The sequence below is a fragment of the Streptomyces sp. H27-H5 genome (assembly GCF_026627505.1).
In the GTDB taxonomy this organism is placed as follows: Bacteria; Actinomycetota; Actinomycetes; order Streptomycetales; family Streptomycetaceae; genus Streptomyces.
This window is the reverse complement of record NZ_JAPNLK010000085.1, coordinates 1-14,829: the sequence shown is the minus strand read 5'-3', so window position 1 is coordinate 14,829 and position 14,829 is coordinate 1. Positions and strand designations below refer to the sequence as shown.

At 69.7% G+C, this 14,829-nt stretch carries 15 protein-coding genes; 8 read left to right on the top strand and 7 right to left on the bottom strand.

Annotated features, from left to right (window positions below; translation table 11 throughout):
* Nucleotides 1–158: 158 nt before the first annotated feature.
* The 6 genes from OTB19_RS32125 (at nucleotide 159) to OTB19_RS32100 (ending at nucleotide 6,347) form a co-directional block, all read left to right on the top strand.
* Complete coding sequence (locus OTB19_RS32125) at nucleotides 159–374, top strand: peptidoglycan-binding domain-containing protein (RefSeq protein WP_267802203.1); 216 nt, start codon at nucleotides 159–161, stop codon at nucleotides 372–374.
* Between the two features lie 458 nt (nucleotides 375–832).
* On the top strand, nucleotides 833–1,522 hold the full coding sequence (locus OTB19_RS32120; RefSeq protein WP_267802202.1) for an HAD-IA family hydrolase: 690 nt from the start codon (nucleotides 833–835) through the stop codon (nucleotides 1,520–1,522).
* A 762-nt stretch (nucleotides 1,523–2,284) separates the two neighbouring features.
* Nucleotides 2,285–2,929, top strand: coding sequence for an HNH endonuclease family protein (locus OTB19_RS32115; protein ID WP_267802216.1), 645 nt, complete (start codon nucleotides 2,285–2,287; stop codon nucleotides 2,927–2,929).
* Between the two features lie 140 nt (nucleotides 2,930–3,069).
* Nucleotides 3,070–4,737: an alkaline phosphatase D family protein gene (locus OTB19_RS32110; protein WP_267802201.1), complete on the top strand. Its 1,668-nt coding sequence runs from the start codon at nucleotides 3,070–3,072 to the stop codon at nucleotides 4,735–4,737.
* A 165-nt stretch (nucleotides 4,738–4,902) separates the two neighbouring features.
* Nucleotides 4,903–5,535: a DedA family protein gene (locus OTB19_RS32105; protein ID WP_267802200.1), complete on the top strand. Its 633-nt coding sequence runs from the start codon at nucleotides 4,903–4,905 to the stop codon at nucleotides 5,533–5,535.
* Between the two features lie 317 nt (nucleotides 5,536–5,852).
* On the top strand, nucleotides 5,853–6,347 hold the full coding sequence (locus tag OTB19_RS32100) for a hypothetical protein (protein WP_267802199.1): 495 nt from the start codon (nucleotides 5,853–5,855) through the stop codon (nucleotides 6,345–6,347).
* A 118-nt stretch (nucleotides 6,348–6,465) separates the two neighbouring features.
* On the opposite strand, the gene OTB19_RS32095 is transcribed toward OTB19_RS32100, so the two are convergent.
* The 4 genes from OTB19_RS32095 to OTB19_RS32080 form a co-directional block, all read right to left on the bottom strand.
* Complete coding sequence (locus OTB19_RS32095) at nucleotides 6,466–6,690, bottom strand: DUF2277 domain-containing protein (RefSeq protein WP_053677899.1); 225 nt, start codon at nucleotides 6,688–6,690, stop codon at nucleotides 6,466–6,468.
* Nucleotides 6,691–6,705: 15 nt separating this feature from the next.
* Nucleotides 6,706–7,350, bottom strand: a complete 645-nt coding sequence (locus OTB19_RS32090) for a TRADD-N-associated membrane domain-containing protein (protein WP_267802198.1) — start codon at nucleotides 7,348–7,350, stop codon at nucleotides 6,706–6,708.
* A gap of 753 nt (nucleotides 7,351–8,103) precedes the next feature.
* Nucleotides 8,104–8,631, bottom strand: coding sequence for a DUF6584 family protein (locus OTB19_RS32085; RefSeq protein WP_267802197.1), 528 nt, complete (start codon nucleotides 8,629–8,631; stop codon nucleotides 8,104–8,106).
* A gap of 513 nt (nucleotides 8,632–9,144) precedes the next feature.
* Complete coding sequence (locus tag OTB19_RS32080) at nucleotides 9,145–10,761, bottom strand: site-specific integrase (RefSeq protein ID WP_267802196.1); 1,617 nt, start codon at nucleotides 10,759–10,761, stop codon at nucleotides 9,145–9,147.
* Nucleotides 10,762–10,945: 184 nt separating this feature from the next.
* On the opposite strand from OTB19_RS32080, the gene OTB19_RS32075 reads away from it, so the two are divergent.
* Nucleotides 10,946–11,143, top strand: a complete 198-nt coding sequence (locus OTB19_RS32075) for a DNA-binding protein (protein WP_267802195.1) — start codon at nucleotides 10,946–10,948, stop codon at nucleotides 11,141–11,143.
* Between the two features lie 298 nt (nucleotides 11,144–11,441).
* A complete protein-coding gene (locus tag OTB19_RS32070) occupies nucleotides 11,442–12,380 on the top strand; it encodes a hypothetical protein (RefSeq protein WP_267802194.1) in 939 nt (312 codons plus the stop codon).
* A 51-nt stretch (nucleotides 12,381–12,431) separates the two neighbouring features.
* Here OTB19_RS32070 and OTB19_RS32065 read toward each other — a convergent pair whose 3' ends face one another.
* From OTB19_RS32065 to OTB19_RS32055, 3 genes are read right to left on the bottom strand one after another with little or no spacing between them, the layout of a single operon-like run.
* On the bottom strand, nucleotides 12,432–13,034 hold the full coding sequence (locus OTB19_RS32065) for a hypothetical protein (protein ID WP_267802193.1): 603 nt from the start codon (nucleotides 13,032–13,034) through the stop codon (nucleotides 12,432–12,434).
* Nucleotides 13,031–14,164, bottom strand: coding sequence for an MAB_1171c family putative transporter (locus OTB19_RS32060; RefSeq protein WP_267802192.1), 1,134 nt, complete (start codon nucleotides 14,162–14,164; stop codon nucleotides 13,031–13,033). Before OTB19_RS32060 ends, OTB19_RS32065 begins: the two co-directional genes overlap by 4 nt.
* Nucleotides 14,164–14,703: a hypothetical protein gene (locus OTB19_RS32055; RefSeq protein ID WP_267802191.1), complete on the bottom strand. Its 540-nt coding sequence runs from the start codon at nucleotides 14,701–14,703 to the stop codon at nucleotides 14,164–14,166. The genes OTB19_RS32060 and OTB19_RS32055 overlap by 1 nt, the downstream gene beginning before the upstream one ends.
* Nucleotides 14,704–14,829 lie beyond the last annotated feature (126 nt).

The following is a 14,829-nucleotide window of genomic DNA, read 5'->3' as shown; positions in this document are numbered from 1 at the left end:
CGTCCCCGTCCCGTTCCGCGTCGCCGAGCGCGAGCGCATCACGTTCGGCGTCGCCCTCCGCCTCACCGAGCCCGTCCCGTTCCACCGCCCCGCCCGCCTCGACCCCTCCGCCGACACCGAGCCGTACCCCCAAGCCCCAGTCGCCCCCACCGCCCCCGGTGCAGGGACCGACCCTGGCGTACGGAGACTCCGGCTCGGAGGTGAAGAAGCTCCAGCAACTCCTGTCGGGGCAAGGGCTGTACCGCGGCAGGATGGACGGCAGGTACGGCAGGTCCGTGGAGAACGCCGTGTCGGAGTTCCAGTGGTACAACGACATCCAAGGTGACCCCTGGGGCGTCTACGGCCCCGCCACCCGCCGCGCCCTGGAGGGCTAGCCGGGCCCCGCCGATTCAGCCTCGCCGGCGTTTGAGGCGCGGGGTCCGGGGCGGAGCCCCGAAAAGCCCGGCGCAGCCGGGGCCGCTCCGCGCAACGGCGCCCGGCCCGCCGCATCCGCCGCCCGCTCGCACGCCCCTGCGCGCCCCGCCGCCGACGCGCCTCCCCGGCGACCCCTCGGGCAGCGGCCGGCGGCCCGGCTCGTGTGCCGTTCGTCACCGCCACCAACCGTCGAGCCGGCAGCCGCATTCTCAACTCACCCCGTCACCAGCCAAGTTGACCGGTAACGCCGCACACGGCACACCACACCCCCACCCCGAAAGGACTCCCCGCCGGGCGCCCGGTGGCGCGGACCGCTCCAGATTTTGTATCGTGTGGGAACAAAGTGGTTCCGCCTTCACTCCCTGACCGGTGGGCGGAACCACTTGTTCTTTTTCCCGCCCCGTCTGGAGCCCCGCCGATGCCGGCCAGCACCCCCACCGCCTCGACCCCGACCGTCCTCACCGCCAAGGCCCTGCTCCTGGATATGGACGGCACCATCGTCAACTCCGACGCGGTGGTCGAACGCTGTTGGCGCGACTGGGCCGTGTCCCACGGGCTCGACCCGCGCGAGGCCCTCAAGGTGGTCCACGGGCGTCAGGGTTACGCCACGATGGCCATCCTTCTCCCCGAGCGCCCGATGGAGCTCAACCACGCCGAGAACGTCGAGATGCTCGCCCGCGAGACCGCCGACACCGACGGCGTGGTCCCGGTCGGCGGCGCGCCGGAGTTCATGGCCGCGATCGCCGACCTCCCGCACGCACTGGTCACCTCCGCCGATGCCGCGCTGGCCCGGGCACGGATGACGGCCGCAGCGCTGCCCATGCCGGACGTACGGGTGACGGCCGAGTCGGTCGGGGCCAGCAAGCCCGACCCCGAGGGGTTCCTCAAGGGCGCCGCCGAGTTGGGCGTGGACCCGGCCGACTGCATCGTCTTCGAGGACTCCGCCGCAGGTATCGCCGCCGGCCAGGCCGCCGGGATGCGGGTCATCGGCATAGGTTCCCGGGCCACCGCGCACGGCCCCACGGCCCACGTGCCCGACCTGACGTCGGTCCGCGTCCACACCACCCCGGACGGGACCATCCACCTCACGCTCACCCCCGCCGTCTGACCCACAGGCCGAAAAGGCGCGTGGCCCGGTTGACCGCCGGCCCACGCGCCTTTTCGCATGCCCCGAAAACAGGGATTCGACAGGCCCGCCGCCGCCCCGTGCGTACCCGCCTCGCCCCGCGCACCCCGCCCCCGCGGCTCCCCCTCCGGTAGGCCCCACACCCACGCCACCGGCACCTTCCCAGGCCCCACACTCGGCCCCGCCACACCGCCGCACCACCTCGCCGGCCGGCGCCTCCCCACCGGTCCGCACCACCCCACCCCTCCGGCCCCCCTCCAGGCCAACGCCCCGAACCCAAAGCACCGGACCCGACGCGGCGCACCCAAAGCACCGGACCCGACAGACCGGCCCACCCGCCCCGTAGCGCCGGCCCCAAAGCGCTGCACCGCACACCGCACCACACCCCGAACGCGTACCCGACGCCCAGCTCGCCCCCCCCACCCCGGCGCCCCGTAAATACGGCAGCCCCCGGACGAACGGCAAGCCCGGTGACTCGACGAACTCGACGGACTCGGCAACTCGCGCCTCGACTTCACCCGCGCCCGGTTTACGACGTTGACCCCGGATCGCCCCGGCCCCCCGGCCCGGAATCACAACTTCCGCACATCTGGGGACCGTTGGACGACTTGATGTGACGTGCCCATGTCGGCAACCTGTCACCTGGCGCCCACCCGAACGACATCCGGCGCCGCAACCATGGCCGCGCCCCACCGGGGTCGCTCGGCCACCACCCCCCGCATCCAGGGAGCCCTCATGGCCCTCATACCCTCCGTCTACGCGCGTCGAATCGGCGTGCTCGCATCGGCCTCCGCGCTCGCCGCCCTGACCACCCTCGTCAGCGCGCCGGCCGCCCAGGCATCCCCGCCCACCCCCATCAGCGCCGCGGCCGCCCGTTCGTACCTGGCCACGGTCACGCCCGCGGCGGAAGGTTCCCTCAGCGGCTACAGCCGTGACCTGTTCCCGCACTGGAGCACCGTCTCCGGTACCTGCAACACCCGCGAGACGGTCCTGAAGCGCGACGGCGTGAACGTCGTACAGGACTCCGCCTGCGCCGCCGTCAGCGGCAGTTGGTACTCCGAGTACGACGGCGCCACCTGGACCGCCGCGTCCGACATCGACATCGACCACATGGTCCCGCTCGCCGAGGCCTGGCGTTCGGGCGCCTCCTCCTGGACCACGTCGAAGCGCCAGCAGTTCGCCAACGACCTCACCCGCCCGCAGCTCATCGCGGTCACCGACAACGTCAACCAGGCCAAGGGTGACCTCGACCCCGGCAAGTGGCTGCCGTCGCGCACCGCCTACCGCTGTACGTACACCCGGATGTGGGTCCAGGTGAAGCAGTACTGGGGCCTGAAGATGGACTCCGGCGAGAAGACCGCCCTGACCAACGTGCTCAACGGCTGCTGACGGAGGCCGACACCCCACCGACCCGGCCCCGGCTCACCGGCCCCGACCCCGGGCCGATCTTTCTCCCCCGCCAGGGGGAGGCCAGGCTCCCCCTCCACCCCTTACCGTGATCGAAGGGGACATGAAGGAGGGGGAGTCTCATGGCCGGACTGCGTCTGGGACCGCTGCTGCGTTACGTCGACTGGGACACGGGCGGTGCCGCGACCATATGGGTCGAGGCGGACCGCCCGTGCACGGCCGAGGTGCGGTGTGCGGACGGGGCGGGTGGCCGTGCGCACACCTTCCAGATAGAGGGCCACCACTATGCGTTGGTCCCGGTCACCGGCCTGACCCCGGGCACCACCACCGAGTACGAGGTCCGGCTCGCCGGGGCCCCGGTGTGGCCGTTGCCCGACAGCGGCTTCCCGCCCAGCACCATCACCGCGCCCGCCGTGGCGGGGCCCGGTCGGCCGGCTCCGGGGCTTCGGGTGACGTTCGGGTCGTGCAGGCAGGCCGCGCCGCCCGCCGACCGGCGCGGGCCGCACGGCGCGGACGCGCTGGACACCCTCGCGGCCCGGCTGGCGGCCGATCCGGAAGCGGTCAGACCGGACGTCCTGCTGCTGCTCGGCGACCAGGTGTACGCCGACCATCTCTCGCGGGCGACCAAGCGGTGGCTGGCGGCCCGCCGGGACCTGCGCGAGGCGCCGGGCGCGCAGGTCGCGAACTACGAGGAGTACACCCGGCTTTACTACGAATCCTGGCTGGACCCGGAGATCCGCTGGCTGCTGTCGACGGTGTCGAGCCTGCACGTCTTCGACGACCACGACGTCATCGACGACTGGAACACCAGCGCGGCCTGGCTGGCGGAGATGCGGGCGACGCCCTGGTGGTCGGAGCGGGTGCTGAGCGGGCTGATGTCGTACTGGGTGCATCAGCACCTCGGCAACCTCTCATCCGCCGAGTTGGAGGCGGATCCGCTCTACGAGGCGGTACGGGCCTCCCCCGACGGCACGGACGCCCTGCGCGCCTTCGCCGCCGCGGCCGACGCCGATCCGGGCTCGGCCCGCTGGAGTTACCGGCGGGACTTCGGCCGCTCGCGGTTGCTGATGGTGGACACGCGGGCCGCGCGGGTGCTGGCCGAGGACCGGCGGGCGATGCTCGACCCGGCCGAGCAGGAGTGGCTCCGGGACAACGCCCTCGACGGGCACGGCGGCTATGACCATCTGCTGATCGGGTCCTCACTGCCGTGGCTGATGCCGCCGTTGATCCATGACGCGGAAGTCTGGAACGCCGCCCTCTGCCGTGGGGAGCGGGGGCCCCGGTGGGCGCGGATCGGGGAGGATCTGCGGCGGCGCAGCGATCTGGAGCACTGGGCGGCGTTCCCCGATTCCTTCATGGCGCTGAGTGATCTGATCGAGGAGGTGGGGACGGGGCCGCGGGCGCCGGCGACGGTGTGCGTGCTGTCGGGCGACGTGCACCACGCGTATGTGGCCGAGCCTCGAATACCGAGTACGGCGCGGGTGTTCCAGTTGACGTGCTCGCCCGTGCACAACTCCATCCACACGGCCGTGAAGTGGGGCTTCCGGCTGGGTTGGTCGCGGGTGGGGCGCTGGTTGGGGCGCGGTTTCTCCCGGCACGGGCGGACGGGTCGGCCGCCGCTGAGTTGGCGGCGTACGGGCGGTCCCTGGTTCGGGAATCAGCTGATGACGCTGGAGCTGGCGGGTCGCACGGCCCGGCTCCGTCTGGATCAGGCGCGGACGGGGTGGGGGCGGGGGTCGAAGGCTCGACTGACGTCCGTGTTGGATCGCGAGCTCACCGAACCGCGATGAGCTGAGCGCCGGCGTCCGCGAGAAGCCATACGCCGTACCCCGGGGAGTCGTCGTATCGTCACCCCGGGGATCCGGGGGGTTACTCCCGGGCGTACGCTGTCTGGCTGTCAAGCCGCCCCTGCCGCTCCCCGCGACGACGCGGCGCTTCGGACTGGGGAGTACCACGTGATTGAGACTCTGGGGTCGCTGACCACCAGCCCCTGGATTTACGCCGTGGTGGCGGTGTCGGTGGTGCTCGACGTGTTCCTGCCGGTCTTGCCCAGCGGGGTGTTGGTGATCACCGCTGCGGCCGCTGCGGCCGCTGCCGGAGCCGCGGGTTCGTCGACGCCGGTTCCCGAGCAGGTGCCGGACATCATGGCGTTGCTGGTGATCGCGACGTCGGCGTCGGTGCTGGGTGACATGGCCGCGTTCCGGTTGGCGCGGCGCGGGGGTGCCCGGTTGGACCGGGCCATCGCCCGTTCTCGTCGGCTGACCCGGGCCCACGAGCGGCTGGGCGTGGCGCTGGCGCGTGGCGGCGGCGCCCTGGTGGTGATCGCCAGGTTCGCCCCGGCCGGCCGGTCGGTGGTCTCGTTGGGTGCGGGCAAGACCCAGCGCAAGGTCAAGGAGTTCCTGCCCTGGTCGGTCCTGGCGGGGATGACCTGGGCGGGGTACAGCGTGGCGCTCGGCTACTTCGGCACCCAGTGGCTCGGTACGACGTGGCTGGGTACCGCGGTGTCGTTGATCGCGCTGTTCGCGGCGGGTTCGCTGGCGGCGTTCCTGCTGCGTCGCCCGGGATCGGGCCCCGCCGCGGCCACCTGAGTCCCGCACGGCAAGACCCCCCGCACGCGTCGCGGGCATCCGTACGCACCACGGGCCGCGCAAGCACCCGTACGCCGCGCAGGCACCCGTACGTGTCACTGGCAGCCGCAGGCATCACGGGCATCTGCGGGCGCATTCCGGGGGCGCCCGTACGGTGGCCCACTAGCCCGGGTGGGGGTGGTGCGTCACCCGTTCACCCGACAGCGATCGCCGCCTCCGGTCGGGGCTTCTAGCGTCCACAGCACGGTGCGCGACCGAATCCGCGTCACATCCGTGCCCTGGCCGCGCCGTTTCGAGGAGCCCGAGGAGTTCTCTCCATGCCCGCCACCCGCATCCGGCACCACCTGATGAGAGGCGCGGCCGCGACGCTCGTAGTCGCAGCCGTCACACCCGTCACCCTGGCCTACGCCCGCCCCACCGCCACCCTGTCCCCATACACCGTCGCTCCCGGCGGCCGGGTCAGCCTGAACGTCCAGGGCTGCGGCACCAAGACCGGCAGGGCCACCTCCCCCGCGTTCCCCGACGTCCAGCTGACACCGGGCAACCTGGAGGCCACCAACCTGTTCGGCAGCGCGACCGTCTACCGCAACGCCCGCACCGGCTCGCACCCCGTCACCTACGAGTGCGGCGGCAGCGGCGGCGAGCGGGTCACCGTCACCCTGAACGTGGCCACGGGCGCCGCCCGCGGCGGCCTGGGCGGCAGCATCGACACCATGAGCCCGGGCCAGATCGCCCTGGGCGGAGTGCTCGTCGCGGGCGCCCTGGGCGCCGGCGCGTGGGTGATCCGCCGCCGCATGGAGCAGACCGCCTGAACGTCGGGAGTGGCCGCAGGCCCCGCCCGCCGCGGGACCCGCCCCACTCCCGACGCAGGCCGGGCCCGACTCAGGCCGGGCCCGACTCAGACCCGCGCCCTGCTCAGGCCCAGCCGATTCAGGACGCGGCGTGGGCTCCCCTGACCTGGAGCCCGTCCAGCAGGTCCCGGGTCGCGTCGGCGACGGCGTCGACGGCCGCGGCGAACACTTCCTGATTGTGTGCGGCGGGCGCCCGGAAGCCGGACACCTTGCGCACGTACTGGAGCGCTGCCGCGCGGATCTCCTCCTCGGTGGCCTTCTCGGGGAGGACGGGCGGGCGCAGGGTCTTAATGGAACGACACATGTCTCCACTATCCCGCTACCGGGGCAGCTCGGCCCCGGAAAGCTTCATGATCAACCCGGCCTGCAGCCGCCCCCTCAGCTCGGGGTCCGCGACCTCCTCCAAAATCTCGACGGCCCGGGCCATCGACTCGGCGGCCCGCCTGTCGTCCCGTAGCGAGGCGCTCTGGTCGGCCATGTGCCGGAGCGCGACGTCCGCCCGGCGATGGAACAGCTGCCCGATGAGGGTGACGACCAGCCCGACCGAACTGGTCACCACGCCGAGGTACAGATCCCCACTGCTCTCCGCCTTCCACACGGCCAGTGCCACCCCCAGCAGCAGGATGGTCGCCCCCACGCCGGCGAACCGCTGGCTGGTCACGAAGCTGCTCCGCGCCTGCGTCAGCCCGTAGGCGTAGTACTCGACGAGAAGGGGGGTGAAGTCGTCGTGCCGGTCCCCCGATTGCGCGGGCCCGACCGTCCTCGGCGCGAGCCACCCGGTGTCCCCGTACTTGGGATCACCCACCTCCGGCTCCGGCGCCGCCTCCGCCCGCGTCAGCGCGAGCAGCCGCGCCCGCTCCGCGTCCCGCCGCCGCTCGAACGCCGCGCCCGCGGCCCGCGCCACCACGACGTACCCCGCGCCGGCAACCAACACCGCGACCCCCGCAACAACCCACTCCCCCATCCCCCGACCATCCCACGCCCCCAACCCCCCGCCAAGACGGCCCACACCCCGCCCGACGACAAACCGCCCCACCTGACGGTCTTCCGACCACGCGAGAAGGCCAACTCCCCCTCCCCACAGCGCTCGCAGTCAAGGCCATCACCAAGACCCCAACCACAACCGCACCCAGCGTCCAGGGTGCCTCTTACCGCTTCCGTTGCCGTCAAAACCGGATGCAAAAGACCCCCCGCCATGACTGGCGGGGGGCCTTTTCGCTGGTGGGCGCGGACGGTTTCGAACCGCCGACATCTGCTTTGTAAGAGTGTCGGATCGCTCAAGCAGGCCGTCCGCGTCTGGGCGCACCAGAACGGTGAACAACCCTTGGGGCGACTTGCCTGCGTACGCCGAACGGAAGAACTTCCCAGGTCAGAGAGTCGAACGCGATCAGAGAAGGGGCAGGCGGACCTTCCTCGTGCAGCCCGCGCTGTCCTCAGTCTTCCCTATCCGTCCTCGCCCTTCTGTCCCCCGCGTGTCCCCCGGGGGACACCCTGTCCCCCGTCTGTCCCCCGGATACCAAGTCGCCCTCACTTGCCGAACAGTCGAGGGCTCATGCCTGCGAACGGGACTACCCAGGACGGCTCCGAAGCCGTGATGGCACCAGACAGCGAGAGATCATTTCACTCGCTACCGGGTGCCCTTGTCCCGTGCACGGCCAGTTCTGGACAGTCTCTCCGAACCGTGAGCGGTGCTCCTTGCTGGCATCGATGACCTGAGTCAGTCGAAGAGGGCAACGAGCCCATTCACCCAGATCGCGAGGAACACAAGGACCGCCACCAAGCCGCCGACGCCCGCCAGCACACCGCCGACCGTCCACGGTTCGGAGGGCGCCACGTACTCACCTTCCAGGTCGTCCCGGTAAGAGGCCGGGTCGCCCCAGTCGACAGCGCGCCGCAACTCCTCGGCGCAGAGGGTCCGCACCGCAGTCAGCTGCCCCGCCGCGAAGGCGGTGGCGGCCTTCGCCTCGGGGCCGTGCCAGGCGAGGGCCTTCATCTGCCACCCGGGAGACCCGTACCGTGCCTCAAAGGCGGCCGTCTCGTCGGCGTTCCGGTCCTCTTCGAGGTACATCCAGCGTCCAGCTTCGGCGGCGTCGCCGTAGAGCCGATACACCTCGGCCAGCCGTCGGCGGAGCGTCAAGTCGGACGGGAAGGACGAAACGAGACCGCGCAGGCGCTGGCGCGCGATGGGAACCCGGCCGGCGCTCAGGTCTGCATCAACTCGGGCAAGGGTCTCTGTCAGGGGCATGGACGCATGATCGGGTACCGCACTGGTCTACGTCGACCTGGTTTGTGCTCAGCACTCGCTCGCTCTCAGCGACATCAGCTGAACCTGACTGAGAACGGGAAACTGCCAGTTACGCGAGAGCACTTAGCCCAAGAGGGAGGCTCTCCTCTCCCTCCTCTCCCTCCTCGCCAGAACCGCACCGCGCCACATGCTGAGAACCCCAAGAATCAAGCCGACTGGCACGATCCACTCAACCCACAGACTTCCGTGGGTCGGTTCCTCTGTGGTCCACCAAAGGACGTTAAGGGCGACGAAAATGATGCAACCTGCAACATTCCCCCAGAATCGCAGCTCTGGACCCATTTCTACTCTCATAGCCCCCTCCAGACACGAACAACACGGCCAGCGGCCGATGATGTGGAGGAGGATAGACCACCGATTCGGCGGGCGATTGAACAGCACCCGTCGGCCTCCCGCTTCCCCAGCAGGCTGGAACAGACAGACCCGCACGGGTTCTCCCGTGCGGGGTCTGGATCATGCCGCAATCGGCCGGGGCGCCAGGTCGAGGCGCAGTGCCTCGTCCGGGGCCGGTTGCGGCCCTCCGATCACCTGACGGGAGCCGCCGAGGTCCGTGGGCGTCTCCGGGGCCGCCTTCCGGGGAACGACCGCCACGGTGGCGTCGGCCTCGGCCTGCGCGAACTGGGGCATGAGGCTGGTGTAGGTGTTGGCGGTGAGCGCGAAGGAGGCGTGACCCAGGAGACCCTGGATTGCCTTCATGGACAGGCCGGCGGCCAGGCTGAGGGAGGCAGCGCAGTGCCGGAGGTCGTGGAGCCGGATGGGCGGGAGGCCGAGGCGCTTGATGAGGCGGGTAAACGACTGCGAGATGGTGTCCGGGTGCCAGGGTCGGCCGTCGGGCATGGTGAAGACGTAGCCGGAGTCGACGTAGGGCCCGTACTTCTTGGAGTCCTTACGATGCTTGGCCTGCCATTGGATCTTCTCCTTGCGCTGTACGTCGCGCCAGGCGCTGAGCAGCGCGAAGGTGGCGCCGTCGAGCACGACGGTGCGCTTCCCAGCTCGGCTCTTGGTGGTCTCCGAACGGACCTTGTGGTCTCGGTTGGTGACGAGGGTCTCCACGATGTTCGCCGTGCCTCGGGTCATGTCGATCTCGCTCCAGGGGAGTCCGGCGGCTTCCCCGCGGCGGGGGGCGCGGAAGACCATGAGGTGGTAGGCGGGGTAGAGGCGCTCGTCTACGGCCGCGTCGAGGAATCTGCCGGTCTGTTCGGGGGTCCAGACCATGACGGGGCCGGGGGTCTCTCCGGTTTCGTGCCAGCGAGCGACACGTTCGTCCGTCCAGACGAGGGGGTCGGGTGCCTCGTACTTCGGGATGTTGACGCCGTCGGCCCAGTTCTCCGTGATCAGCTTGCTCTTCTTGACGGCGTCCTTGAGGGCGCCGGAGAGGGTGTTGAGGAGCTTGTGCTGCCGGCCGGGGCCGGTGTTCCGCCGGGGCTTGGCCAGGGCCTTCTTGAGGTCGGCTTTGGCCATGTCCCAGGCGGCGCGGAGTTCCGGCGGCCGGGGGGCGGGGGTGTTCTTCCAGTCGGCGTGGGCGGCCTTGCAGACAGCGCGAGCCTGGTCGGCGGCCACCTGGTTGGCCTTCTTGACCTCGTTGAATGCCCAGATGTCCGCGAAGAGTGCCTGAATGTGCGGGGTGCGGAGCTCGCGCATCATGAAGTGGCCCAGGGCGGGGATGAAGACCTTCTCGATGTCTGCCTCGTACTCCTCGCGGGTTCCGTCCTTGAGGTCGACACGGTTGGTGACCCAGGTGCGCAGGTAGTCGGCCACGGTGATCTTGGCGTCGATGTCGATTCCGGCGTCAGCTTCGTCCCACAGCTTCTGGGCTGCTTCCTCAGCCTTCTTCTGGGTAAGGAAGCCCCCTTTGCGGGGCCGGCGGCGTTCGCCTCGGGGGCCGTCGGGGAGGTTGAGGTAGTAGTACCAGGAGCCGTGGTTCTTCTCGCGCTTCTGGAGGCGGGGGCAGTCGCTGCCGAGTTCCCTCAGGACGGGTCGTCCGGTGGCCTCGTTGAGTACCGGGCCCCCTGATTCGTCGGTCTTGGGCGCGGTGCACTTGCACCGCTTGTAGATGGTCCCCTGGAACACGTGTCGTCCCCCTCCGGCCTGGGCTGTCCTTACGTGTCCTCATCCTTCTGTAGCGGGTGGGACGCCTCCTTGGACACCGTAGGCTTCTGGTCAGATGGCGCGGGGAAGAGGGATGTGACCATCTATGTCCTCATCTGTTTCCGTTGTTTCGGGGCGTTCGACGCGGGGTGCACAGGGTGCTCCGATGACGATGACGGAGTTGCTGGAGCTGCCTCCGGCGGTGAGCGTGCCGACGGCTGCCCGGGCTCTCGGCATCGGTAAGGACCGGGCGTACGAGCTGATCAAGGCGGAGGCGTTTCCGGCGCGGGTGATTCGGCTGGGGACGACGTCCCGCGTGGCGACGGCGTCGTTGTGGGACGCCTTGGGCGTGTGCGTGAGCTGAACGTGCTGACCTATTTCGCGGAAGCCCGCTCCCTTGCTGGGGGTGGGCTTCTGGCGTTTTGGCCTGGCGCTTCTTGGGTTATGTGTCAAGTGTGTTCACACAGTCGAAATCTTGTGACTTGAGTCACATTCGTACAACCCTTCACGCCCCTCACCTGTGCGTTCTTCCCCTCACATTCCAACTTGATGGCTCGTCAGCAGGCCATAACAACGCCGAGCACGTACATTGGCCTATTAGAGGCGAGGGCAACGCCTCACCAAGTCGCGATCTGCGCATGATCGAGTGGAGATACAGGGCTATGGCACGGCTGTCCGGCTATCTGAACGGCGGCGGCCTCAACCCGACCGAAGCGGCGTTCCTTCGGCACGCCGCCTCCCGGCTCCGCCTCACCGAACCGCAGGAGTCCGCCAACGCCGTCGCGAACTGGCTCAACGATCAAGGCCACCGCACCGCGCTCGGAGGGTTGTGGCGCGGCGAGACCCTCATGCGCACCCTCTACAACCCGAAGATGGCCGGCCTCGACGCGGACGGCCAGCCGATCCCAGGGTTCGAGGAGACGGTGCTCACCCCCGACGAGTACCGCGACCTCAAGGCGAGCCGCACCGAGCGCGGCTCGGCGGCCCCTCCCCGTGACTCCTACGAGTACCTCCTGACCCACGGCATCGCGGACTGCGGCGAATGCGGATACGACGTATCCGGGGCGCGCGTGAACGCTGCGGCCGGTCCGGGCTACCGCTGCCTGCCGCCGACGCAGACCCGCCGCTCGTGCGGCAAGGTCCGCATGAACGCGGATCGGCTGGAGCCTGCCGTGGCCGAGCAGGTCCTCGCAGACATCCTGCGCCCTGGCACCCACGAGAAGCTGCTGCGGATCCAGAAGGACGCCCGCGAGGAAGTGGTGCGTCTGCGGGCGCACATCGAAGGCGCCGAGGAACGGTTCGCGGCGCTGAAGGCCGTACGGACGTCGATGGTCCCCCAGGCGTACAAGGCGGCGGAACAGGCGACCAAGGACGACCTCAAGGCGTGCCGGGCCCGCGTCCGGTTCCTCGAACAGCTCACCGATGTCCCGATCAGCAACGTCGACGACATCGTGTCCTGGTGGAACTCGGCTCCGCGCGCATCCCAGCGCGGCCTGGTCATGTTGTCCGTGACGAAGGTGCACATCCTGGCATCCGGGGGTGGTCGCGGCCACGATCCGCACGGCCGCATCCGGATCGACTGGCGGACCACGACCCGCTAGACGGCGAACGCGGAACGGTCCCGGCGCGGGGAGAGCGCCGGGACCGTCTTGTCAGCGCAGCCAGGTGAAGACGGCTGCGGCGATTCCCGCCCCTGCCGCCGCACCTGCCAGAACCTGGGCGAGGGTGTGCGCGGAGAGTACGAGTCGGCTCCAGCCGATCATGGTGATGAGCGGCACGGCTGCCAGGGCCCACCACCCGAAGGCAAGTGCGGCGACCGCCACGGCGCCGGCAGGAACGGCCGTGTGAAACGAGATCTTCCAGACGGTGGTGATCAGGAGGAAGACGGCGAGAGCCGCCATCATGGCGACGACCAGGGCCAGCAGTTCGCGGGGGGCGTCGAAGACCATCATCACGGCGATACCGGAGCCGACGGAGACCATGATGCCGGGGATGACGAGAAGCCTGTCCTGCCGGCGGCGGACGTGCCGGTCCCCCCACAGCTTGCGCCGCTCACCCCACTTGATCCACAGGATGGGCAGGACGCCCGAGAAGATTCCCGCGATGACGCCCCAGACGATTCCGGGCCAGCCCGCCGCGTGCCAGCCGACGGCCAGCGTGATGACCAGCAGCCAGTTCTTCGGCTCCAAGGCGTCGGTGAGCCATTGAGCCATCGCCGTCCTGGGAGCGGACTTGGAGAGGAGTGGTGTGGTCATCGTGTGGTCCTCGTAGGGATGGAGGTGCTGACGGCCTGGTAGGCGTCAGCGAGGGCGGTGAGACGCTGAACCTCTGCGTCGAAGTCGAGTTCGTCCAGCTCGGTGGCGGTCTCGTTGATCGTGAAGTGGCCTGCGTCCGAGCCGTCGGGGTGGTGGCCGCCGAGTTTGGACTGCCGCGCGGCGAATAGACCGGCTGCTTGTTGGGCGGCATGGGCATGCGGATCGCGCAGGGCTTCGGGGACGTAGGGGTCCAGTGCGGATGCGGCGTCTCGGATCTCGATGACGACGCGGTGGAGCTTGATGCGCGGGTTCCGTCCCAAGGGTGCGGCCAGTACGACGTCGGGGGCCGCAGTGGTGAGGTCGCGCCACAGCGGGCGCAGACGCCGTGCTGCCTGCCAGTCGTGCCGCGCGCTGCGCAAGACATCGACGGGGGCGACCGCGTTCCCCAGGACGATCAGGAGAATCGCGAGGTACTGCACGGCATCGGCCAACGGCTGGAACTCGTCTTCTTCCATGGGGAAGGTCACATCGAGCATCTGGTAGACGAGGTGAACTGCTCGCAGCAGCCCGTAGACCGTGCCCACGCCGGTGCCGACTCCCAGAAGCCACAGGCCGGCACGCAGCCAGGTCCGTGCGGCGAGCCTGGCCGCGGTCACGCACATCCATGAGGCGGCGAACATCGCGGCCGCGAGGTAGAGCACGAACGTCAGGGAGTAGCCGAGCGCCGGGAGTGAGTCCCGGTACGCCTCGTAGAAGTTGGCGACCCTGGTCGGCTGGTCGACGGCGCAGAAGAGTCCCGTCATGGTGGCCGCGACGACGATGCCGACGGCCACGTTGTAGGGGCGGGACCCTTCGAGGAGCTGTGGCCGCGACATGGCGATCACGAACTCCAGGACCGCCGCGATGGCGACGATCCCGACGATGTGCTTCGCCAGCACGGAGGCGTTGTGCGCCCCGAGGACGGTGTCGATGGAGACTCCGACGGCGGGGATGGACGTTGTCGCGGCGGCGGCCAATCCTAGGAATGCCGTCCACATCGCACGCTGCCGTGCTTTCCGTATCGCGGCGGGAAGCCGCCAAAGCACCACCAGCCATAGCAGGATGACGGTGGCGAGTTTGATCGTGTTCATTACTTGCGTCGTGCGGGGTGTCCGAATGCCTCATTGAGGCGATCCACGACACCCCCCGCCTCTCTGCTTTTGCTTTTGACTTCTGGTCGACGGCTCGCCCTTTCGAGGATGAGGGTCGCCAGACTTTCGGCGTCTCGCTCTTGTCGGCTGCGGAAGCCGGTCCTGGCGAGCAGGCTTGCGATTCGGTCGACGGAGAACCCCAACTCGGCGTCCGTCAGCCTGGCTTCGGCGGCGGAGGCACGAACGCGCGCCGCCTCCGAGCGCAGGACATCCGACGCCGAGGGGCCGGTCCCGCTCCCCACGGAGCCAGACAGCTGCGCTACCACCTGGCCGAGGATGTGCTCCCCGTCCACTCCTGGTTCTTCGAGTTCAGGTGCCGTGTGGCCCAGGAGCATGTGCGAGATTTCGTGCAAGACGATCTGTGCCCGGAGGACGTCGGGGGCGGCGGCGTCGTAGAAGACGAGGTCGGCGTCATCGAGGCCGAGCCACAGGCCGCAGGGTAGTTCCGTTGCGGGTCCGGCATGGACGGGGAGCAGCATGAGCCTCGATCCACCGCGTGATCTTTGATCACGCGGTGTGATTGCTTTTGTGGTGGGTTTCCGGATTCGGGCAGGCCGGTATCCCGGGTGGCCGTCCCGGTGGCGGGTTCTCCGAGGTTCTTTCTG

Coding starts and splice junctions, on each gene's coding strand:
- OTB19_RS32120 (WP_267802202.1), top strand. CDS start 833: ATGCCGGCCAGCACCCCCACCGCCTCGACCCCGACCGTCCTCACCGCC.
- OTB19_RS32110 (WP_267802201.1), top strand. CDS start 3,070: ATGGCCGGACTGCGTCTGGGACCGCTGCTGCGTTACGTCGACTGGGAC.
- OTB19_RS32100 (WP_267802199.1), top strand. CDS start 5,853: ATGCCCGCCACCCGCATCCGGCACCACCTGATGAGAGGCGCGGCCGCG.
- OTB19_RS32095 (WP_053677899.1), bottom strand. CDS start 6,690: ATGTGTCGTTCCATTAAGACCCTGCGCCCGCCCGTCCTCCCCGAGAAG.
- OTB19_RS32090 (WP_267802198.1), bottom strand. CDS start 7,350: ATGGGGGAGTGGGTTGTTGCGGGGGTCGCGGTGTTGGTTGCCGGCGCG.
- OTB19_RS32085 (WP_267802197.1), bottom strand. CDS start 8,631: ATGCCCCTGACAGAGACCCTTGCCCGAGTTGATGCAGACCTGAGCGCC.
- OTB19_RS32075 (WP_267802195.1), top strand. CDS start 10,946: ATGACGATGACGGAGTTGCTGGAGCTGCCTCCGGCGGTGAGCGTGCCG.
- OTB19_RS32070 (WP_267802194.1), top strand. CDS start 11,442: ATGGCACGGCTGTCCGGCTATCTGAACGGCGGCGGCCTCAACCCGACC.
- OTB19_RS32065 (WP_267802193.1), bottom strand. CDS start 13,034: ATGACCACACCACTCCTCTCCAAGTCCGCTCCCAGGACGGCGATGGCT.
- OTB19_RS32060 (WP_267802192.1), bottom strand. CDS start 14,164: ATGAACACGATCAAACTCGCCACCGTCATCCTGCTATGGCTGGTGGTG.
- OTB19_RS32055 (WP_267802191.1), bottom strand. CDS start 14,703: ATGCTGCTCCCCGTCCATGCCGGACCCGCAACGGAACTACCCTGCGGC.